Here is a 20,055-nt window from a genome sequence, read left to right as displayed (position 1 = left end):
TCCTTCTTTTTGTATATTTTGGTTGAGAGATAAAACAAAAAATAGACTGTTTATTTGAAACAGGAGATTATGAACAATAATATTTAAAGTAATAAAATTTGTTTTTATTATATTTCCAAATGTTATAGGGTTTTAGATGTTATATTCACATTTCAAAAATATCAAATTACAAGAAAAATATGATATATTATGTACATATGGAATGAAATTAAATTATCAAGTGAAAATTTCAAATAAAACAGGAGAAGGCAAATTTAAGTTTGATGATTACGAAATAAGTAAGGGTCAGATAGATATAATTCCTAAAACAGGGGGTATAGAGAAGGTATATGCTGTTCATTATTACAAAAATAATATAAAGGCGATATTGCCGATAGAGTTATATACAAATGGTATAGATAGTTATAATGCGCAAAGATTATATTATCAACTTACCGGATATACGATAGATAAGATTGCTCAAACACCACATGAGTATTATGGAACCTTATGTCTGGTAGTGAAGGACTATCAAAATAATTATTTTACCAATATGATTGTTTATGAAATCCAAAAAGAAAATATGTCTAATGTTAAAACTAGAATTTATTCGGATATTGATTTACTATATGTATATAATAAGAACATTAGTGTCTTGCCAGAATTTGATACTAACCAGATGAGAGAGTATCAATATCTAAAGAATAAGCTTAACGAGATATTATAGATTGAAAATTAATTATTGTAATTATAGGATATTTTTATTCTTATAATTTTTTTATTTTCATGTTCTTTGATGAGATAATGATATTTTATAATAGGTTTACAACTTTTTAATGTCGTTCTGATATGATAAAATGCAAGAAAGAAATTCTGCACCCACAAGGCACACCGTATTTTATACCCCCTCTCCTGTTTTGGGTGGACGCGCTTTGCGTGAAAAGGTATACCCACAGGGCACACCGTATTTCATACCCTTCGGGTGCACGTGCTTCGCACGATAAGGTATAAAAATATTCATATAGGAGATTAAACTTTGGAAGAATATATTTTGAAAAAAGATGGGTTATCTTTGGAGAAATTAAAAAGTCTCTCATATCATTCTGATCTGGGAATTCATTTGAAGAAGAATTTGCATTATTTTGATAAGGAAATTTTGTTTAAGGAATTAGATAGAATTAATGAGTGGTATGATTCTTGTAATATTTTGCATAATATTGCAATAGATTATCGAATTAAGAGTATACAATCTGCTCGATTAAAATATGAGAGATATTATCCAGACCATCAGGCAAGAAAGGTTTTTGATGATATGCTAGGTTTTCGAGCATTATGTGATAATTATGAAGAAGTATTAATGATTAAAAATTATGAAAATATTCGTGTTGCTGATATGTCAGAGGGAAAAACACAGGATGATGGATATAGAGGAGTACATGCTTATTTTCAATTGAGTAATTATCACTATCCAATAGAGATACAGTATAATACATATTACGATAGACAATTAAATAACTGGCTCCATAAATATATCTATAAACGTAAGTATGATAACTTAGTTGGCTGGACATTGCGAAGAGCATATGAAAGTGGTAGAATCAGAACAGAATATGAATTCAGGGAGGTGCTAAGTCATGTGTTATCTGATTGCAAAGAAATTTAATGATATTGGTTGTCTGGCTTTACAGACCTCTCATGGTCAGCATTTGGCGGACTTTAAGAGAAAACTGATTGCTGAAATAGGAACAGATAAAGTGCAGTTAGTTACAATTAGCCGCCCATCAGCGTATGGAGAATATGAGCCATATCGATTTGTTGATACGGAACAGGAATTTGAACAGATAGTGAAAAGAATGTAATGATATGTTGCCAGGCAGTTGATTTAGTATGGAGATTGGAAAAAACAGAAAGCAAATTGGTGTGTGGTAGTAACGTGATATAAATCAAAGAAAAAAGGGTGAGTCAGATGAAGAATAAAGCCGCTATTCCGGTTGGATATGAAGATCTGAAAGAAATTATAGAACAAGGTAAGTATTATGTAGACAAATTCAAGAAGAATATGACCGGCATCGCTATGTGCTGTGCGGAAACGCTCTGGTAGGCAAGGAGTAAGAGCAGTATCAGAATATTCTGGACCTTGAAGATGATCCGCTGCTCTATGTGGATGCGCTAACATTTTTGTCCATGTGTTTAGTAAAATATCATAAGAAAAATGCAATTATACTGATTGACGAATACGATGTTCCACTGGAAAATGCTTGGTTTTCCGGATTCTATGAGGACATGGTGGATTATATCCGCTCTCTTAATTATGAGTTAGATGATAAATATGAAGAAGTGATGCAATGGTTCGATGGATATCAGTTTGGTGGACGGGACATTTATAATACCTGGAGCATCATCAATTATGCAGATACGGCACGATTAGACCGCAATGCTTTTCCCAGGCCCTATTGGTCCAACACATCTTCCAACAGCATTATTCAGGAACTGGTAGAAGAAGCAGACTTTGAGACAAGAAATGAGATCGAGAGTCTGATTGTGGGAGACACTATTGAGAAACCAGTTCATGAGGATATTACTTATGGGGATATTCATGAGTCAAGGGATAACCTTTGGAATTTCCTGTACTTTACCGGTTATCTGAAAAAGACAGGAGAGCGGCCGCAGGAAGAAAGTATTTATCTGGAACTGGCGATACCTAATGCGGAGATCCGTTCCATCTACCGCAATACAATCCTCACATGGTTCGACAAAAAGATACAGAAAGCTGATTTAAGCCCTTGGTTTACTGCAATTGAAATGGATGACTGTGAAGCTTTTGGAAACTTTGTTTCTGACCAGCTTCTGAATACCATCAGTTTTTTCGATTATGCAGAGTACTATTGCCACGGTTTTCTCACAGGTCTTCTAAAGACTTCACAGAAATACAGGGTCCTTTCTAATCGGGACAGCGGTACAGGAAGGCCCGATATTCTTATGAAGACTCCTTCTGTTCGCGGCGGGGCGGTGATACTGGAACTGAAAGTGGCGGCAAGCTTTCAAAAGATGGAGGATGCCGACCTGGAAGCCCTGGCACAGATCGAGGACCGGAATTATGAAGTGGATCTGCGCGCTGAAGGATACAGCAATATTAAGAAATATGGTATTTGTTTCTATCAAAAAGAATGTCTGGTGATGAGTACGACATACATAGAACAATGATAAAGTTCCGAAGAATGATGAATTTTTACATCAATTCTTCGGAATTTTTTTGTATATAAATTTTGATATCCCAAAAAAATATTGTTGTTTAGTTGTATTTTGATATTATTGTTGACAATATTTCATTGAAGTGCTAATATAAACTCAAAAGTTAATCAAAATATAACCATAAAAGTTGGGAAGTGTGTTATGAACAGAAAAAGACGAAATGCAATGATGGTTTTTGGAGCCTTTGCCATATTGTTTACCGGTTATCCTCATGTGTGGTCTATTTATCAGCCGTATGTGATGAAAGCAGCCGGGTGGAGCACCGGTCAGGCATCCATCTGCTTTTATCTTCCCACGATGTTTTTTGTGCTGGGAAATATTTTAGGCGGCAGGCTTCAGGACAAAAAAGGGCCCGTACCGGCCATGTTTATCGGAGGAGGAATCCTGACCGCCGGGGTCCTGATTTCAAGATATATGCTTCTTCCGTCACCCATATGGATGTATCTGACATTTGGAGTTATGCAGGGCATCGGATCTGGAATGATCTATGCACCCATCCTCTCCACAGCGCAGAAGTGGTTTCCGGGAAGAACAGGGTTTGCATCCGGTGTTGTGATCACGGCAAACGGGATCTGCGGCCTTCTGATGGCACCAATCAGCAAAACACTTTTGGAAGCCGGAGGTCCGCAGCTGGCATTTTTGACTGTGGGATTACTGATTGGAGTCTCATGGATTTTGGGAACCATGTTTATCAGGAAACCAGAGGAAACAGCAGAGGAAAAAATGCCGGTATTTTACGGGGAAACGCATCAATACACCTCGGCAGAGATGGTGAAGACCAGAAAATTTTATTACTTGCTGTGCACAATGATGTGCGGGCTTATGGCATATTACCTCACATCGCCGTTATCGCAGACACTGCAGACGGACCGAGGCGTCAGCGCAGCTCTTGCAGTGGGTTCGGTCATGGCAGGTTCCATATTGAATGCAGGGATGAGGCTCGTGCTCCCGTCCCTTTCAGATAAAATCGGCAGGATACAGTGCATCAAAGGTGTGATTCTGCTTTCTATGGCAGCTATGGTGTTTCTGATAACAGGACAGAAAATACTGACAACTCTGGCGGTGATTCTGATCTATGGCTGTTTTGGAGGAATTATGGGGAGTTTTCCTTCTCTGGCAAGTTCCATTTTCGGACTGAAACATTCCGGGCAGAATTATGGAATCGTGATGTTTGGGATTGTTGTTGTGACAGCGTTGTCTCCCTGCATTACAAACTTTATTGCGGCAGGGCAGTACCCGGTGAATATGACATTTTTTATCGGCTTTGTATTTTCAGCAGCGGCATTTCTGTTTTTAACTAAGCTGGAAAAAGAAATAAAAAATGAAAAACAGGAAGAACAGAAACAAGAGTTAAAACCACAGATAAAGTTACAGTTGAAATGATATAAAGAGGAAGGAAGTATCAATTATGGCATTAGTAAAAATGAAACAATTACTGCAGCAGGCAAAAGAAGAAAACAGAGGATGCGGCGCATTCAGTGTCGGAAATATGGAGATGATCAAAGGGGCCGTCAAAGCCGCAGAAGAAATGAATACACCGATCATTCTGCAGATTGCAGAGGTGCGTTTGCAACATTCTCCCCTACATTTAATGGGCCCGATGATGGTCCAGGCCGCAAAGGAAGCGAAGGTGGATGTAGCAGTTCATTTAGATCACGGTCTCACACTGGAGACTGTAAAAAAGGCGCTGGAATTAGGATTTACTTCTGTCATGCTGGATGCTTCCAGAGATCCGTTTGAGGAAAATATAAAAAAGACAAAAGAAGTGGTGAAACTGGCAGCAGAGTATGGAGCAACTGTGGAGGCCGAACTGGGTCTTGTGGGCGGAAGCGAAGACGGAAAGAGTGATCACGGGATTCAGTGTACCAATCCGCAGGATGCAAGAATATTCTGTGAACAGACCGATGTAGATGCGCTGGCAGTGGCCATCGGAAATGCGCATGGGGATTATCCGGTGGCGCCGACGCTGGAATTTGGTGTTTTAGAAGAAATCCGCGATATTACCGGGAAACCTCTGGTGCTTCACGGCGGAAGCGGAATTACAGATGATGACTTCAGAAAAGCTATTTCTCTTGGAATCTGCAAGGTCAACATTGCAACAGCAAGCTTTAACAGTCTGACGAAAGAAGCAGAAAAATACATAGAGACAGAAGGAAAACATAATTATTTTGATATGAATGAAGCTATGGTAAAGGGTGTCTATGACAACGTAAAACGCCATATTGAAATCTTTAACTGCAAGTAAGGGTATTCCAAATTATATTTTGTTAAAAAGGAGAAGCGTACCGGCTCAACTTACCGGGACACTTCTTCTTTTTTATAAAGAAATCTGATTCCATGGCGGGAGAAAACCAGAGATTATTGAATATTCAGCAGAGTATGATATAATAGTATCAACAATGCGTGCGCGAGAACGCAGGAGGAGAAAGAGTATGGCAGTTACGATTCAGCAGATTGCAGACCTGGCCGGGGTATCCAGAGGTACGGTTGACCGGGCATTAAATAACCGGGGGAGAATTCGTCCGGAAGTAGCAGAGAAGATTAAAGAGATCGCAAAGGAACTTGGATATCAGCCCAATATGGCGGCGAAGGCACTTTCCACCGCCAATCACGCACTTCAGATCGGAGTTATCATTCAATATGCAGAGACCCCGTTTATGAAGGCTGTGCTGGAAGGCACGGAATCTGCGAAGGAGGAAGTAGAACGCTTTGGAGGACAGGTTTTTGTGGAACGTATCCACGGCGGGGATGTAAAGAAACTGCTCAGGATAATGAAGGATTTCAGGGAAGCCGGGGTAAAAGGAATCGCACTTGTTCCGACAGATGATGAATTATTGAAAAAGACCATTAATGAGTTCGTGGAAAAAGATGGGATTTCAGTTATTACGATCAACTCCGATCTGGAAGATACAAAAAGGCTCTGCTTTATCGGACAGGATTCTTACGCCAGCGGCAGGGTTGCGGGAGGACTCATGGGCGAAATTATCCCCGGGGACGGACAGGTTATGATCCTGTCAGGCTCCCAGGAAAATGTGGCGACTATGGAGCGTACGAGGGGATTCGCGGACGAACTGGAACATCATTATCCAGGGATAAAGGTGCTGGAGCCAAGATATGCTTATGATGACGACTGGGTTGCGGGGAAGCTTTTGGAAGAGCAGCTGGAAGAGACACCGAATCTGGCAGGTGTCTATCTCACGGCACAGGGGGAAAGCGGAGTATGTGATACATTAAAAAAATACAGGCTGGAGCAGAAAATCAAGGTTATTGCCCATGACTACGAGGGGGAAAACCGGAAAAATCTTAAAGAGGGGGTCATTAATTTTATTCTGAGACAGAATTCCTATGTCCAGGGATATGAGTCGGTCATGGAATTGTTTCATACACTCTGCGGCAATCCAACAAGACAGGGTGAGTTTTGGTATACGGATATTGTGATCAAAACAAGATGTAATCTTTAATCTCATAAAAATATGATAAAAATATTATCAATACATTGTTAATTCAAAAGGACTATTTATATAAAGTGTATAAATAAAAATACAATATCAAAGGATGATATTGTATTTTTTTGTGCAAAAGGGATAATACAAGTGAATGTACCTAAAAAATAATTAGAATAATTGTGCATATTGTTGATTGCGTGCACGCGCACGCAATGTTATCATAAGTTCACAATCAAAATGAAACAACAAGTCAATAACAAACATATGGAGGTAGAGTAATGTTAAATGTAGGTGTAATCGGATGCGGCGGAATGGGAAAAGATCATATTAAACGTCTCACGAACAAAATCCAGGGAGCAAATGTAGTGGCAGTGTCTGATGTCTTCGAAGAAGGGGCAAAAGAAGCGGCTGCATTGGCAGGGGGAGCCAAAGTATATACGGATGGAAAAGATTTAATCAATGATCCTGATGTGGAGGCTGTATTTATTGTATCCCCTGGTTTTGCACATACAGATTCTTTATTACAGGCAATTGAAGCGGGAAAAAGAGTTTTCTGTGAAAAGCCATTGGCAACAACTGCAGAGGACTGTAAAAAGATTGTGGATGCAGAATCCGCTTCAGGAAAGCATTTGATCCAGCTTGGATTTATGAGAAGGTATGATAAAGGATATGTTCAAGTAAAAGAGGCACTTCAGTCCGGAGAATACGGTGAGCCATTGATCCTTCACTGTACGCACAGAAACCCTGAAGTCGGAACAAACTACAATACACCGATGGCGGTCCATGACACAGCAATTCATGAGATTGATACACTGCACTGGTTAGTAGATGATGAATATGAGAGTGCGCAGGTGATCATGCCGAAAGTGACAAAATATTCCCACTCAGAATTAAAAGATCCTCAGATCATGCTGCTCCGCACAAAGAAGGGTATCTGCATTGATGTGGAAGTCTTTGTAAACTGCAAATTCGGATATGATATCAACTGTGAAGTCGTATGCGAAGATGGCGCAATCAAGATGGCCGAGCCTTCTTATCCGAGCATCAGAAAGAATGCATCAGTATCCACAACGATTGATACAGACTGCTTTGTAAGATTTGAGGACGCTTATGACACAGAAGTCCAGAACTGGGTTGACTGTGCGGAAGAAGGAATCATCAACGGACCGACTGCATGGGACGGATACCTGGCAGCTGTAACAGCGGATGCATTGGTGAAAGCACAGGAGAGCGGACAGATTGAACCGATTGTGACAGCAGAAAAACCGGAATTTTATAAATAAAGCAAAAACTCAGGAGGATATAATAATGAAGATTGGATTTAATGAAGCAACTGCACTGGAATGTAAAGGACAGTCCCTGATGGCTGACCTGGAAGCCTGTGAAAAATATGGGTTTGATTACATAGAGATCAGATTTGACTGTGTAAAAGATTATTTGAAAGAACATACACTTCAAGAGCTGGCTGACTGGTTTAAAAATCATCATTTAAAACCATGGGCTTACAACACTCTGATTTTCTTCAATCAAAGAGATGAAGCAGGAGTGAAGGAGATCGATGAGGAGACTGATTTCATCATTGAAGTATGTAAAGCCATTGGTATGAAAATGCTGATCACAGTGCCGTCTTTTGATGTAAAAGATAAGAGCATTACAGAGATCAAAGAAGAAGCTGCAGAACGTCTGCGCTATTTATCCGATAAAGTTGGAGAAGACATTAAGATTTCATTGGAATTCTGCGGTGCTCCGAACTGTTCGATCAATCAGTTTGGAACTGCCTATGATGTAGTAAAAGCGACAGGACGAGATAATGTAGGTGTGACAGTTGATACCTTCCATTTCCATGAGATGTGTTCTAAATTAGAAGATTTAGAAGCGGCAGACGGAAAGAAGATATTTGCTTACCACTTAAATGACTGTGAAGATCTGCCCCTTGGTTCCTGCGGTGATGACAAACGTCTGTGGCCGGGAGAGGGAGTGGTAGATCATGCGGGAATCGCAGCCGCTTTAAAGAAAATCGGATTTGACGGAGTGTGTACAATTGAAGAATTCCGTCCGGAATATTATGAAATGTCCCATGACGAGAACGTGAAAAAATCTGCTGAAGTGACGAGGGATTTCGTAGCAAAATACTTTGCGTAAAGCACAAGGGGGACAAAGATGTCTATGAGTGAACAAACAACAAAGAGGAAGATCAATGCAGAAGAGAATTTTGAAGAGATAGAAGGTGAGTTCGCCAAAGTCAGGTTATCAGAAAAACTCGCTTACTGCATAGGTGATCCGGCGCTGACAGTCGTATATACTTTGGCAAATACTTTGCTGGTTTACTTCTATACAAATGTCATAGGACTCTCGGCAGGAATCGTTGGTATGATCATGCTGGCGTCCAGAGCCTTTGACGGAGTTTCCGATGTGATTATGGGAACCATCATTGACCGGACACATTCCAAATATGGGAAAGCCAGAGTGTGGATCTTAAGGCTTGTGATTCCTTATGCAATTGCCGCGGTCCTGCTGATGACAGTACCGCAGGGGACAAAAACCGTGCAGATCGCTTATGTATTTATTACATATAACTTACTTAACACCATCATGTATACCGGGATCAGCCAGCCGTTCCATACGCTTGGCTCTCTGATGAGCAGGGATAAACATGAAAGGGAGACAATCAGCAACATCCGTATGTCTTTATCCATCACAGCAAGTATGGTTGTCACAGCGCTGACCCTCCCGATCATTAACTGGGTAGCAGTGAAAATTGATAATACGCAGCTTGCCTGGATTATTGTTACAGCAGTGTTTTCTGTCATCTCTGTCCTTATCCTGTTAAACACATTCCGCTGCTGTAAAGAGCGTGTAAAAGTCTCTGAAAAATCCGAGGAAAAACTCCCGGTGTTCACAGCTTTAAAGCTGATGGCTAAGAACCGATACTTTTTAATTTCCCTGGGACTGATGCTGTTTTATACAATTTATCAGATCATCCTTGGAATTGACCTTACCTATTACTGCCAGTATGTGTTGAATGATGTCAATCTGGTCATGCCGTTATCCATGGCTGAGAAAGTCCCTATGATTTTTGTAATCCTCCTTCTTCCAAAACTGATACCAAAGTATGGGAAAAGAAATATGATCGCAGCAGGATGTTTCCTCGGGATTGCGGGACAGATCATCTTTTTGTTTAATATTACGAGTGTACCTCTGGCGATTTTTTCTTCCATCATTCGTGGTATCGGGATGTCACCATTTTACGGAGTTCAGTATTCACTGCCAAGTGATGCGATCGAGTATGGACAGTGGAAGACCGGAAAACGGATCGAGGGTCTTATGTTCTCTTCCATGAGTTTTGGACAGAAATTTGGAGCAGGGATTACCAATGCCGCACTTGGAGCCGCACTTTCCTATGTAGGATACAACGGAATGGCCCAGACAGCGGCTGAGCAGGCGCCGGCAGCCATCGCAGTCATAAAGGCAACATATCTGTATGTGCCGATTGTGGTGTGGATCGTAATGCTGCTGATTGCCCTGTGCTATAAACTGGATAAGACATACAAAGAAATGATAGCGGAGCTGACCGTCAGAGAATTGTCAGGAAAACTTTGAGTAATATAGAAAGAGGTAATGATCGATATGTTGGATAAAAAGAAAGTAAAATTGGGGATTGCACCGATCGGGTGGACCAATGACGATATGCCGGATCTGGGCAAAGAAAATACCTTTGAACAGTGTGTCAGTGAAATGGCTTTGGCGGGATTTACAGGATCTGAGATCGGCGGGAAATATCCGAAAGATGCGAAAATATTGAAAAAAGCCCTGGAATTAAGAGAAATTGAAATCTGCAACTGCTGGTTTTCAAGTTTCCTGATCTCAAAGCCATATGAAGAGACAGAAAAAGAGTTTATTGAACAGACCGATTTCCTGAAAGCTATGGGGGCGAAAGTCATCGGTGTGTCCGAGCAGAGTTACAGTACGCAGGGAAAGGACCAGCCGGTCTTTGAAGGAAAATATGTGATGAACGATGAGGAGTGGAAGCTTCTCACAGAAGGACTGAATAAACTCGGGAAAATTGCAAAAGACAAGGGAATGACTCTGACTTTCCACCATCATATGGGAACTGTCGTACAGACGGAAGAAGAGATCGACCGTTTTATGGCAGAAGTTGATCCGGAGCTTGTTTACCTGCTGTTTGACAGCGGACACTGTTCTTTTGCAGGAATCGACCCGGTGAAAGTTCTTAAAAAGTACATTGACAGAATCAGACATATCCATTTAAAGGATCTCCGCACCGATGTGGTAAACCAGTCGAAAAAAGAAGGCTGGAGCTTTTTAAAAGGAGTCAGAAAAGGAACATTCACAGTTCCCGGAGACGGGGATGTGGACTTTGAACCGATCTTTGACATCATCGAAAAGAGCGGATACGAAGGATATGTCGTAGTAGAGGCAGAGCAGGACCCTGCCGCTGCCAATCCTTTAGAATATGCATTGAAGGCACGAAAATATATTGTAGAAAAAACAGGTTTATAGGTTGTTTGAAAGGAGAATTGCTCTATGAAAATAGCATTTGACGTGGATGTGCTGGCAAAGCAGATGGACATTAACCGGATGGTCCACCAGGTGGCGGACTGGGGTTATAAATACATCGAACAATCTCCGCATCCGAGGATCAATCCATTTTATAAACATCCTCTGTTTTCCAAAGAATGTGAGACGGAATACAGAAAAGCACTCCGGGAAACCGGAGTGGAGATCTCCTCTTTTATCGTGGTATACCGCTGGTCCGGACCGACAGAAGAACAGCGGAAGATGGCAGTAGCCAACTGGAAACGGATGATTGAGATCGCCGTGGACATGGGCGTGCCTGTGATCAACACAGAACTCTCCGGTGATCCCAATCAGCAGGAAATCTGCAGCGGCATGTGGTTTCGGTCAATGGAAGAACTGCTCCCGATCATCGAACGGGAAGGACTCCGCGTAGAGATTCAGTCTCATCCGTATGATTTCTGTGAGCTGAACGATGAGACCTGTGATCTGGTGAAATCCTTCCGGTCTCCGAACCTTGGATATGTATACTCTTCTCCCCACGGATTTTTCTATGACGAGGGGAAAGGTGATGTGAGATCTATGTTAAAATATGCGGGAGAAGAACTGACCCATGTGCTGTTTGCGGATACGTTCAACCAGACTCTGGACTGCCGCTATATCGCCAACCCGCCATGGTTAAACGGCCGCGGAAAGGCCGATGTGACGATTCACCAGCATTTGGCTATGGGCGAGGGAGACGTGGATTTTGAAGGGATTTTTGAGACTCTGAGAGAAATGGATTTTGCCAATAAACAGCTGAAAGAACATGCACCGAAAGTCGGAGGAGACAACATCGCATGTGTATCTATGTTCGGTTTTCCGGAAAAGATGGAGAAACAGGCGCCGGAAGCAAGAGAGCGCATTGAGCGGGAGCTTCTTTAAAGAAAGGGTGATAAATGATGATCTACCATACAACGGTGAAAGCGGTAGGAAGTGATGTGGAGGCGTTTGCTAAAAAAGGTTTTTTTATTACATTTGGTGAGCCTGCGCTTGTAAGCCTGAAAGACTTCTGCTATTTTGTCGAAGTGAATCCTGTCATGGGTGAAATAAAACCGGGCAGCAGACTGGTCATTGACGAAAAAGAGTATAAGATTACAGAGGTGGGCAGCATTGCGGCTGAAAACCTTGGAAAACTGGGGCACTTGACAGTTTTCTTTCATGGGGACAGGGAATGTCTTCCGGGAAGCATCTGTGTGGAACAGGATCAAATGCCAGAGCTGAAAGCGGGAAGCCGGATTTCAATTATAGAATAAAAAGAGAAAAAACTTTGCACGGTAAGTACCGGCAGGGTTTTTTCTTTGACTGTTAAGAAAAAGTGCAGAATTGAACAGTATCTTTGGTAGTATTCGTTTTCTTACCGTCTTATACTAAATGGGAAGGAGGTATAAGAGTCATGAATTTAGGAAACAGTCTATTCAATGCAAGAAAGAAAAGCAACTTATCACAGGAAGATGTGGCGGGCAAATTAGGGGTGAGCAGGCAGACAATCTCAAAGTGGGAGACGGGGGAAACTCTTCCTGATATACGCCAGTCCAAAAATCTCGCAGTGCTGTATCATGTGTCGCTGGATGAACTGATCGAATTTGATATTGAATTAAAAGAAATCGAGCAGGCGATTGAAAATACAAACGAAGAGATTCAGCAGAAGGTTGACTGGACAAAAGTGTGGGCTAAGAAATACCCGATACTGACTTCGTATCAGGAAGAAGTTGAAGTGGAAAAATATGCAGGTGAAATGAAACGAATGCTGGAAAGTTTGAAAAGAGACTATGGATATAACGACACAGATGCAGGCCTGGTATTGAAAGATATTTTAGCTCATGCCTGGAACAGCGAAATTTAAGACGGGTATATATAGAGAAAAGACTGCTGTACCGATGATGATAAATCAATGGTACAGCAGTCTTTTGCATAAAAAGAATGCAGTCGGAGGGACTTGAACCCTCACCCAGTTAGCCCGGACTAGATCCTTAGTCTAGCGCGTATGCCAATTCCGCCACGACTGCACAACACAGTTATAATATCATGGATTTTATGGAAATGCAAATAAAAATTTGTATTTTTTTCTGAACATGAGACCTTTTACATTTCAGAGGGTTTCATTTATAATAAGAGATGCTTTATAAATACAATAGAAAAGGAATGAAAATAGATGTTAATAGGATCACATGTAGGAATGAAGGGAAAGGAGATGTTTCTTGGATCAGTCAAAGAAGCATTGTCCTATGGAGCCAATACATTTATGGTGTACACAGGTGCGCCGCAGAATACAAGGAGAAAGGATATAAGCGAGCTTAGGATTGAGGAAGCAAAAGCTCTGATGGAGGAGTCAGGAATTGAATCATTTGTCGTCCATGCACCGTACATCATCAATCTCGGAAATACGGTGAAGCCGGAGACATTTGAACTGGCAGTGGAGTTTTTAGCACTTGAAATCGAGCGGACCAGTGCCATGGGAAGCAGAACCCTGGTACTTCATCCCGGAGCTCATGTGGGCGCCGGAGAGGACGCAGGAATTGAACGTATCGTTGAAGGGCTGAATGAAGTTCTCACAAAAGATACACCGGTTTTTGTGGCTCTGGAGACCATGGCCGGAAAGGGCAGTGAAGTCGGAAGGAATTTTGACGAACTCAAGCGTATCTACGACGGCGTTAAATATAATGACAAATTAAGAGTATGCTTCGATACCTGCCACACCAGCGACAGCGGGCTTGATATTGTCGGTGATTTTGAGGGAGTCATGGATTCCTTTGATAAGGCCGTAGGAAAAGAGCAGATTGCAGTGTTCCACATTAATGACAGCAAAAATCCCCGGGGTGCGGCGAAAGACAGACATGAAAATATTGGCTTCGGAGAGATTGGTTTCGATACACTGAATCACATCGTGCACCATGAAGATTTCACACAGGTGCCGAAGATTTTGGAGACTCCGTATATTAAGGAGGAAGGGACCAAAAATTCTTATCCTCCGTATAAATATGAGATCGAGATGCTCAAAAACGGGTCATTTGATCCGAGTCTGAAAGAAAAGATTTTAGAGACAGGAGGTAAATAGGCAATGAAAGTTACATTTATTGAACACAGCGGTTTTTGTGTGGAGTTTGAGAAGACGGTACTGATATTTGATTATTACAAAGGGGAATTCCCGGAGATGCCAAGAGAGAAAGAAATTTATGTTTTTTCTTCTCACAGTCATCCGGATCACTTCTGCCAAAAGATTTTTGAACTGGAAAAAAAGTACCCGAACGTAAAGTATATCTTATCGGATGATATAGCAGTTAAGGCTTCCGAAAATATCATAAAGATCAGAGAACATGAAAATAAAATGATCGGCTCTGTCCAGGTGGAGACGCTGAAATCCAATGATGAAGGCGTTGCATTCCTGGTGACTGCCGAGGGAAGGACGATCTATCATGCAGGGGATTTAAACTGGTGGTACTGGAACGGAGAGCCGGAAGATGACAATGAATTTATGGTCAGGTTCTATAAAGAGGAAGTAGCCCGCCTGAAAGGAAGAGAGATCGATCTTGCATTTCTTCTCCTTGATCCGAGGCAGGAGGATAAATATTGTAAAGGAATCAATTATTTTATAGAAGAGATTCAGCCAAAAGCGGTTTTTCCGATGCACGCATTCGGAGAATATAAAATATCCAGACATTATCTGAACTGTGATGACGGACAGGCTTATCAGGGCATCGTCAGAGAGATCACAAAGGCCGGAGAAGAGTTTGTCCTATGAGGGAAAAGAAATTAATGCTGGTAGTTGCGTTTCCTAACACTACCAATGCCATGGCGATGGAGAAGTACTGCAGACAGCGGGGTGTGGGAGGAAGGCTGATCGCGGTTCCTCCTTCTATTACGGCGGGCTGCGGCATGGCATGGTGCGCAGAGCCGGAAGCGGAAGCTGCGGTGAAAGAAGTTCTGAGCGGGCAGTCCATCGGAACAGAAGGAATTTACCGGATTCTGTTATAAGGAGGGTTTTATGAGTGAAGAAAAAATCGTGTTCTGCAAAAGCGGAGGATGTACGGCAAAGCTCGGGCCGGGGATGCTGGAGCACGTCTTGAGTAAAATCCCAAAGAAGAAAGATGAGAATCTGCTGATCGGATTTGATCATGCGGATGATGCGGCGGTCTACAGACTCAGCGATGATCTGGCAGTGGTTCAGACCCTGGATTTCTTTCCGCCTATGGTGGAGGACCCTTATATATTCGGTCAGATCGCGGCCGCCAATGCACTGAGTGACATTTATGCGATGGGAGGTACGGTGAAGACGGCCCTGAATATTGTGTGCTTTCCGGAAAAGATGGATTTAAACATACTGGGAGAAATCCTGCTGGGCGGGAATTCTAAAGTGACTGAGGCAGGAGGAACGCTGGCCGGCGGACATTCTATCGCGGATGTGGATGTGAAATACGGCCTGTCGGTCATGGGGACCATTCATCCGGAAAAGATTCTCGCAAATAATGGCGTCAGGGAAGGAGATGTCCTTCTGCTGACAAAACCTCTGGGGGCCGGAATCGTGCTGGCGGCAAACCAGATGAAGGAGGCTTCCGCTGCGGCCTATGAACAGGCGGTGAACTCTATGACGACATTGAATAAATATGCGGCAGAAGTCCTTTCGGGATATGAGGTCCACGGCTGTACAGATGTAACGGGCTTCGGCTTTTTAAAACACCTGTCTGAAATGATCGGAGAGCAGCAGTATTCGGCCCAAATCGACTCTTCCCAAATCCCATATATAGAGGATGCGGAGCGGTATGCAGATGAATTTTATCTGACCGCGGCGGGACAGAGAAACAGAAATTCGGTTGGAAGTGATGTAGAGTTTTCAGATGTTCCGTTCTGGATGGAGGAAATCCTGTTTGATCCCCAGACTTCGGGAGGGCTCCTGGCAGGTATTCGTCCGGAAGATGCACAGAGTGCGCTGGAAAAGTTAAAAAAGCTCGGCCTGCCGTGTGCTGCTGTGGGCAGGATTACAAAACGGAGAGAGAAGAAGATTCTTGTTTACTAAGGGAAAGGAAGAACGATGGAAAAAAGAATTAACGCGGTCGGAAAACAGTGCCCGATGCCGGTGATCCTGGCAAAGAAGGCTTTGGAAGAAACACCGGAGGGCGGAACAGTCACGGTGATCGTAGACAATGACATTGCAGTCCAGAACCTGTCAAAGCTGGCAGTGCAGAAGCAATATGGGTTTGTGTCCAGAGAGACAGAGGAAAACCTGTACGAAGTAAGAATGACAGCGGGCTCTGAAAAGACAGTGCAGCCGAAGGAACAGCAGGAGGAGAAACCGATGTCTGTTGAGGGAAAGGCAGGAGATACGGTTGTCGTGCTTTCTTCGGATAAGATGGGAGAGGGAGACCAGGTGCTCGGGAAGATGCTCATGAAAGGGTTTGTCTTTGCGCTGACCCAGCTGGACCAAAAACCGGACAGGATTCTTTTGTTTAATAATGGGGCGAAGCTTTCCTGTGAGGGGTCCGATGCGTTAAAAGATCTAAAAACTCTGGAGGACGGCGGAACGGAGATTCTCACCTGCGGGACCTGTCTGAATCACTACGGCCTGGAAGAACAGCTCGCCGTGGGAGAGGTGACAAATATGTATATGATTGCAGAGACGATGATGCAGGCATCGAATATCGTTAAGCCGTGATGACAGCCGGGAGGTATTTATGATTTATTTTGACAGTGCGGCGACCAGCTATTACCGCCCGGAATCCGTGGCCCTTGCGGTGGCGGAGGCCATCCGGCATATGGGAAACAGTTCCAGAGGGATGCACGGTGCGTCTTTGGATGCTTCCAGAACAATATACGAAGTGAGGGAAAAGCTTGGAACTATGTTTGGATGCGGGCCTTCTCAGATCGCATTTACATCCAATGTGACGGAGAGCCTGAACACTGTCCTCGGCGGACTGCTCCGGCCCGGTGATCATGTGGTGACGACCGTGCTGGAACACAACAGCGTTCTGCGGCCCCTGTACCGTCTGGAACAGCAGGGAGTGGAACTCTCCGCTGCGGGATGTGATGCGCTGGGGAATGTGAGTGCCCAGGATATAGAGTCCTTGTTTCAGAATAACACTAGAGCCGTTGTCTGTACCCATGCGTCGAATCTGACCGGAAATCTGACGGACATCCGGGAGATCGGGAGACTGGCCCATGAGAGAGGAATCCTGATGATCGTGGACGGGGCACAGACCGCGGGTGTTTTTCCTGTTGATCTTTTTAAAGATCATGTGGACGTCTTTTGTTTTACAGGGCATAAAAGTCTGCTTGGACCCCAGGGGACCGGAGGCATGGCGGTACGGAAGGGACTTCTCATATCCCCTTTAAAAACCGGGGGCAGCGGAATCAAAACCTTTGACAGAGGACAGCCGGAGCAGATGCCGGAACGGCTGGAAGCCGGCACTTTAAACGGCCACGGCATTGCCGGGCTGGGAGCCGGCATCGATTATATCAGGTCACAGGGCATGGAAAAGCTCCGGCAGAAGGAACAGCATCTGGCCGGCATGTTTTATGAAGGGGTCCGTGAGATACCGGGAGTCACTCTGTACGGTGACTTTTCAAAAGAGGAGAGGGCACCGATTGTGAGTCTGAATATAAAAGAGATGGTTTCCGGAGAAGTAAGTTATCTGCTGACAGAAAAATACGGGATTTGTACAAGATCCGGAGGACACTGTGCGCCTTTGATGCACGAAGCGTTCGGGACAAAGGAACAGGGAATGGTCCGGTTCAGTTTTTCCAGCTTTAATACAGGAGAACAGACAGAACAGGCAGTGGAGGCAGTAAAAGAGATTGCAGAAAGTTGAGGGAAAGGTATGCTGGCAGTGATATTGGCGCCGTTTTATCTGGCGCTGAATTATTATTTATATCGGAGAAGCTTGAGCTGGCTTACCGTATGTATTCATATGATCCATCCGGAAAAGATTCGTTTCTTTTACAGAATTCTATACTGGATTACGGGTTTTTCCCTTTTGATCGCTTTTGTACTGCCCCAGTCACGGATTCAGAGGATTTTTAAAATACTGAGCAATTACTGGATCGGTATTTTTTTCTGTGCACTTTTTCTGGCAGCGGCTGGTGATCTGATCGGACTTTTTATCCCAAGGAAAGACCAGAGTATATTGGCGGCGGCAGGAGTGATGATTCTGGCGGCGGTCATGATTTTTACGGTTTACGGCAGTATCCATGCCAGACAGATTGATACTATGGACTATGCAGTGACGGTGGATAAAGCCTGTGCAGGCAGAAAGGAGCTTAAAGTCGCCTTAGCTGCAGATCTGCATCTAGGTTATAACAGCGGACTTTCTCAGGTGAAAAAGATGGTAAAACAGATCAATCGGGGGAAGCCTGATCTGGTCTGTATTGCAGGAGACATTTTTGACAATGAATTCAGGGCGGTAAAAGATCCGGAAAAAATAGAGAAGGAGCTTAGGAAAATACAGAGTACTTACGGTACATATGCGTGCTGGGGAAATCACGATATAGGCGAAAAAATACTCGGAGGCTTTACGTTTGGCACAAAAAAGGCCCCTGACAATGACAGACAGATGGAAGAATTTCTGTCCCGGTCGGGAATCAGACTTTTGGATGACAAAACAATCCTGATCGGCGGATCGTTTTATCTGGCGGGCAGGAAAGATCCGTCCAAGGCCGGGAAGATGGGAGAACAGCGCAGAAATGCAGAAGATCTCTTAAAAGATTGTGACCTGACAAAACCGGTTATCGTCATGGATCATGAGCCGAAGGAGCTGAAACAGCTGTCGGAGGCTGGCGCCGATCTGGACCTGTCCGGACATACCCACGACGGGCAGATATTTCCGGGAAATCTTGTGACCGGCATGATGTGGGAAAACTCTTGTGGTTATAAGAAGATCGGAAACATGAATTCTGTCGTCACCTCAGGCGCAGGAGTGTGGGGGCCTCCTCTGAGGGTGGGGACGAAATCAGAAGTCTGTCAGATCACTGTCCGGTTTTCCGGGAAATAAACCTTTCCGGATGGCGGGGCCCCAGACGCCCACGAGACGTTCCAGTGTCCATGCCGCATTGGCCGGACTCGTAGATGGAAGTTTGACGGCGGATCTTCCCAGAGAAGGTTCGATATGTTTACAGAATAATTTGTGGGAAGTTCCCCCGTTGGTGTAAATGCTGCGGATCGGTGCAAGGGAGAGCAGATTGGTCAGGTCGTTGGGGGTCACGTTTCGGATCGAACTGTCGCTGGAACCCTGGATATCGCAGGATGCGATTACGTCCCAGACCGCTATGTGATTGGACAGGAGAAAGATGGTTTTCTCCTCTACGGTGGCGGGAACAGACTGGGAGAGGGAAGCAGCCAGCACCTTCCAGAAGCGGTTTTGAGGATGATGGTAGAAAAACTGTCCTTCTCTGGATTTTACAGAGGGGAAGCTTCCCAGGATCAGGATTCTGGATTTGTCGTTAAAAACTGGTTTAATTTCATGTTTCATGTGTTCCATCGGCGAGTTTCCTTTCTGGTTTTCTTTATTTCTAATGGTAATGGATTTTTTTTACGGATTCAAGGTAAGATTTTCTTGCCTTGCAAAACAAGGTGTGTTAATATCTTAACGTATGTATAGATACTATATACACTCTGGAGAGTCTCAAAGAAAGAGCGCCGAAGGTGTACGGCAGCGCAGGCTGTTTATCTCTCAGGCAAAAGGACAGAGCAGACATAAACATGGGGCACGTTTTCGGTGTACTGTATATTTGCTTACTCTTTCTTAGTCAAACTTTGGGTTTGGCTTTTTTTATTCCATACAAAGAGTTCTCCATGAATTTTTAATAAAAAGAA

23 protein-coding genes, 1 tRNA gene and 1 riboswitch are annotated in these 20,055 nt (G+C 43.6%); of the genes, 22 read left to right on the top strand and 2 right to left on the bottom strand.

Annotated features, from left to right (window positions below):
• Positions 1-136 precede the first annotated feature (136 nt).
• The 15 genes from DWV34_RS13420 to DWV34_RS13355 all read left to right on the top strand — a co-directional run bounded on the left by DWV34_RS13420 (position 137) and on the right by DWV34_RS13355 (position 13,098).
• Complete coding sequence (locus DWV34_RS13420; RefSeq protein WP_118476492.1) at positions 137-706, top strand: hypothetical protein; 570 nt, start codon at positions 137-139, stop codon at positions 704-706.
• A 309-nt stretch (positions 707-1,015) separates the two neighbouring features.
• A complete protein-coding gene (locus DWV34_RS13415) occupies positions 1,016-1,642 on the top strand; it encodes a hypothetical protein (RefSeq protein WP_118476490.1) in 627 nt (208 codons plus the stop codon).
• Entirely contained in the window at positions 1,614-1,838 is a 225-nt protein-coding gene (locus DWV34_RS13410) for a DUF6718 family protein (protein WP_118476487.1), read from the top strand. The genes DWV34_RS13415 and DWV34_RS13410 overlap by 29 nt, the downstream gene beginning before the upstream one ends.
• 107 nt (positions 1,839-1,945) lie before the next feature.
• Positions 1,946-2,080: a hypothetical protein gene (locus DWV34_RS17880; protein ID WP_255419874.1), complete on the top strand. Its 135-nt coding sequence runs from the start codon at positions 1,946-1,948 to the stop codon at positions 2,078-2,080.
• 83 nt (positions 2,081-2,163) lie between these two features.
• Positions 2,164-3,183 (top strand): PD-(D/E)XK nuclease domain-containing protein, encoded by a 1,020-nt coding sequence (locus DWV34_RS13405; protein ID WP_118476484.1) that lies wholly within the window; start codon positions 2,164-2,166, stop codon positions 3,181-3,183.
• A gap of 189 nt (positions 3,184-3,372) precedes the next feature.
• On the top strand, positions 3,373-4,614 hold the full coding sequence (locus DWV34_RS13400; RefSeq protein WP_118476482.1) for an MFS transporter: 1,242 nt from the start codon (positions 3,373-3,375) through the stop codon (positions 4,612-4,614).
• Between the two features lie 25 nt (positions 4,615-4,639).
• Positions 4,640-5,476, top strand: a complete 837-nt coding sequence (locus DWV34_RS13395) for a class II fructose-bisphosphate aldolase (RefSeq protein ID WP_009288890.1) — start codon at positions 4,640-4,642, stop codon at positions 5,474-5,476.
• 187 nt (positions 5,477-5,663) lie between these two features.
• On the top strand, positions 5,664-6,692 hold the full coding sequence (locus tag DWV34_RS13390) for a LacI family DNA-binding transcriptional regulator (protein WP_022261153.1): 1,029 nt from the start codon (positions 5,664-5,666) through the stop codon (positions 6,690-6,692).
• Positions 6,693-6,955: 263 nt separating this feature from the next.
• Positions 6,956-7,960: a Gfo/Idh/MocA family protein gene (locus DWV34_RS13385; protein ID WP_006565972.1), complete on the top strand. Its 1,005-nt coding sequence runs from the start codon at positions 6,956-6,958 to the stop codon at positions 7,958-7,960.
• A gap of 25 nt (positions 7,961-7,985) precedes the next feature.
• Positions 7,986-8,819, top strand: coding sequence for a sugar phosphate isomerase/epimerase family protein (locus DWV34_RS13380; RefSeq protein ID WP_006565971.1), 834 nt, complete (start codon positions 7,986-7,988; stop codon positions 8,817-8,819).
• 24 nt (positions 8,820-8,843) lie between these two features.
• Positions 8,844-10,277 carry an MFS transporter gene (locus tag DWV34_RS13375; protein ID WP_006565970.1) on the top strand — a complete coding sequence of 478 codons (1,434 nt, stop codon included), beginning with the start codon at positions 8,844-8,846 and terminating at the stop codon, positions 10,275-10,277.
• Positions 10,278-10,304: 27 nt separating this feature from the next.
• Positions 10,305-11,198, top strand: coding sequence for a myo-inosose-2 dehydratase (gene iolE, locus DWV34_RS13370; protein WP_009288887.1), 894 nt, complete (start codon positions 10,305-10,307; stop codon positions 11,196-11,198).
• Between the two features lie 24 nt (positions 11,199-11,222).
• Positions 11,223-12,137, top strand: coding sequence for a sugar phosphate isomerase/epimerase family protein (locus DWV34_RS13365; RefSeq protein WP_009288886.1), 915 nt, complete (start codon positions 11,223-11,225; stop codon positions 12,135-12,137).
• 14 nt (positions 12,138-12,151) lie between these two features.
• Positions 12,152-12,508, top strand: coding sequence for a PTS glucitol/sorbitol transporter subunit IIA (locus DWV34_RS13360; RefSeq protein ID WP_006565967.1), 357 nt, complete (start codon positions 12,152-12,154; stop codon positions 12,506-12,508).
• 140 nt (positions 12,509-12,648) lie between these two features.
• The gene (locus tag DWV34_RS13355) at positions 12,649-13,098 is read left to right on the top strand and encodes a helix-turn-helix transcriptional regulator (RefSeq protein WP_009288884.1); all 450 of its coding nucleotides are present in this window, start codon (positions 12,649-12,651) and stop codon (positions 13,096-13,098) included.
• Between the two features lie 78 nt (positions 13,099-13,176).
• Here DWV34_RS13355 and DWV34_RS13350 read toward each other — a convergent pair.
• Positions 13,177-13,261, bottom strand: a tRNA-Leu gene (locus tag DWV34_RS13350).
• 146 nt (positions 13,262-13,407) lie between these two features.
• Here DWV34_RS13350 and DWV34_RS13345 point away from each other — a divergent pair.
• The 7 genes from DWV34_RS13345 to DWV34_RS13315 are packed head-to-tail and all read left to right on the top strand — an operon-like array spanning position 13,408 to position 19,234.
• Complete coding sequence (locus DWV34_RS13345) at positions 13,408-14,310, top strand: deoxyribonuclease IV (protein WP_009288883.1); 903 nt, start codon at positions 13,408-13,410, stop codon at positions 14,308-14,310.
• A 3-nt stretch (positions 14,311-14,313) separates the two neighbouring features.
• On the top strand, positions 14,314-14,994 hold the full coding sequence (locus DWV34_RS13340) for an MBL fold metallo-hydrolase (protein ID WP_009288882.1): 681 nt from the start codon (positions 14,314-14,316) through the stop codon (positions 14,992-14,994).
• On the top strand, positions 14,991-15,227 hold the full coding sequence (locus DWV34_RS13335; protein ID WP_006565962.1) for a DUF3343 domain-containing protein: 237 nt from the start codon (positions 14,991-14,993) through the stop codon (positions 15,225-15,227). The genes DWV34_RS13340 and DWV34_RS13335 overlap by 4 nt, the downstream gene beginning before the upstream one ends.
• Before the next feature lie 10 nt (positions 15,228-15,237).
• Positions 15,238-16,266: a selenide, water dikinase SelD gene (selD, locus tag DWV34_RS13330; RefSeq protein ID WP_009288881.1), complete on the top strand. Its 1,029-nt coding sequence runs from the start codon at positions 15,238-15,240 to the stop codon at positions 16,264-16,266.
• A 15-nt stretch (positions 16,267-16,281) separates the two neighbouring features.
• The gene (gene yedF / locus DWV34_RS13325) at positions 16,282-16,902 is read left to right on the top strand and encodes a sulfurtransferase-like selenium metabolism protein YedF (RefSeq protein WP_118476480.1); all 621 of its coding nucleotides are present in this window, start codon (positions 16,282-16,284) and stop codon (positions 16,900-16,902) included.
• 19 nt (positions 16,903-16,921) lie between these two features.
• Positions 16,922-18,055 carry an aminotransferase class V-fold PLP-dependent enzyme gene (locus DWV34_RS13320; protein WP_006565959.1) on the top strand — a complete coding sequence of 378 codons (1,134 nt, stop codon included), beginning with the start codon at positions 16,922-16,924 and terminating at the stop codon, positions 18,053-18,055.
• 9 nt (positions 18,056-18,064) lie between these two features.
• On the top strand, positions 18,065-19,234 hold the full coding sequence (locus DWV34_RS13315) for a metallophosphoesterase (RefSeq protein ID WP_118476478.1): 1,170 nt from the start codon (positions 18,065-18,067) through the stop codon (positions 19,232-19,234).
• Here the strand turns inward: DWV34_RS13315 and DWV34_RS13310 are convergent.
• Positions 19,193-19,720 (bottom strand): DNA-deoxyinosine glycosylase, encoded by a 528-nt coding sequence (locus DWV34_RS13310; protein ID WP_118476476.1) that lies wholly within the window; start codon positions 19,718-19,720, stop codon positions 19,193-19,195. The two genes, DWV34_RS13315 and DWV34_RS13310, sit on opposite strands and share 42 nt — an antisense overlap.
• Before the next feature lie 124 nt (positions 19,721-19,844).
• Positions 19,845-19,938, top strand: a riboswitch (glycine riboswitch).
• Positions 19,939-20,055 lie beyond the last annotated feature (117 nt).

It is taken from the genome of Anaerostipes sp. AF04-45 (assembly GCF_003461725.1).
Lineage (GTDB): Bacteria > Bacillota > Clostridia > Lachnospirales > Lachnospiraceae > Anaerostipes > Anaerostipes caccae.
Note: the sequence above shows the minus strand (reverse complement) of the source record. Positions and strands in the feature narration are given on the sequence as shown.

Excerpts from the sequence above, each read along its gene's own strand:
- DWV34_RS13320 (WP_006565959.1), top strand. The coding sequence starts at position 16,922 with ATGATTTATTTTGACAGTGCGGCGACCAGCTATTACCGCCCGGAATCC.
- DWV34_RS13375 (WP_006565970.1), top strand. The coding sequence starts at position 8,844 with ATGAGTGAACAAACAACAAAGAGGAAGATCAATGCAGAAGAGAATTTT.
- DWV34_RS13390 (WP_022261153.1), top strand. The coding sequence starts at position 5,664 with ATGGCAGTTACGATTCAGCAGATTGCAGACCTGGCCGGGGTATCCAGA.
- DWV34_RS13310 (WP_118476476.1), bottom strand. The coding sequence starts at position 19,720 with ATGGAACACATGAAACATGAAATTAAACCAGTTTTTAACGACAAATCC.
- DWV34_RS13365 (WP_009288886.1), top strand. The coding sequence starts at position 11,223 with ATGAAAATAGCATTTGACGTGGATGTGCTGGCAAAGCAGATGGACATT.
- DWV34_RS13410 (WP_118476487.1), top strand. The coding sequence starts at position 1,614 with ATGTGTTATCTGATTGCAAAGAAATTTAATGATATTGGTTGTCTGGCT.
- DWV34_RS13315 (WP_118476478.1), top strand. The coding sequence starts at position 18,065 with ATGCTGGCAGTGATATTGGCGCCGTTTTATCTGGCGCTGAATTATTAT.
- DWV34_RS13400 (WP_118476482.1), top strand. The coding sequence starts at position 3,373 with ATGAACAGAAAAAGACGAAATGCAATGATGGTTTTTGGAGCCTTTGCC.
- DWV34_RS13360 (WP_006565967.1), top strand. The coding sequence starts at position 12,152 with ATGATGATCTACCATACAACGGTGAAAGCGGTAGGAAGTGATGTGGAG.
- DWV34_RS13335 (WP_006565962.1), top strand. The coding sequence starts at position 14,991 with ATGAGGGAAAAGAAATTAATGCTGGTAGTTGCGTTTCCTAACACTACC.
- DWV34_RS13420 (WP_118476492.1), top strand. The coding sequence starts at position 137 with ATGTTATATTCACATTTCAAAAATATCAAATTACAAGAAAAATATGAT.
- yedF (WP_118476480.1), top strand. The coding sequence starts at position 16,282 with ATGGAAAAAAGAATTAACGCGGTCGGAAAACAGTGCCCGATGCCGGTG.
- DWV34_RS13395 (WP_009288890.1), top strand. The coding sequence starts at position 4,640 with ATGGCATTAGTAAAAATGAAACAATTACTGCAGCAGGCAAAAGAAGAA.
- DWV34_RS17880 (WP_255419874.1), top strand. The coding sequence starts at position 1,946 with ATGAAGAATAAAGCCGCTATTCCGGTTGGATATGAAGATCTGAAAGAA.
- DWV34_RS13380 (WP_006565971.1), top strand. The coding sequence starts at position 7,986 with ATGAAGATTGGATTTAATGAAGCAACTGCACTGGAATGTAAAGGACAG.
- DWV34_RS13340 (WP_009288882.1), top strand. The coding sequence starts at position 14,314 with ATGAAAGTTACATTTATTGAACACAGCGGTTTTTGTGTGGAGTTTGAG.
- DWV34_RS13385 (WP_006565972.1), top strand. The coding sequence starts at position 6,956 with ATGTTAAATGTAGGTGTAATCGGATGCGGCGGAATGGGAAAAGATCAT.
- iolE (WP_009288887.1), top strand. The coding sequence starts at position 10,305 with ATGTTGGATAAAAAGAAAGTAAAATTGGGGATTGCACCGATCGGGTGG.
- selD (WP_009288881.1), top strand. The coding sequence starts at position 15,238 with ATGAGTGAAGAAAAAATCGTGTTCTGCAAAAGCGGAGGATGTACGGCA.
- DWV34_RS13405 (WP_118476484.1), top strand. The coding sequence starts at position 2,164 with ATGTGTTTAGTAAAATATCATAAGAAAAATGCAATTATACTGATTGAC.
- DWV34_RS13345 (WP_009288883.1), top strand. The coding sequence starts at position 13,408 with ATGTTAATAGGATCACATGTAGGAATGAAGGGAAAGGAGATGTTTCTT.
- DWV34_RS13355 (WP_009288884.1), top strand. The coding sequence starts at position 12,649 with ATGAATTTAGGAAACAGTCTATTCAATGCAAGAAAGAAAAGCAACTTA.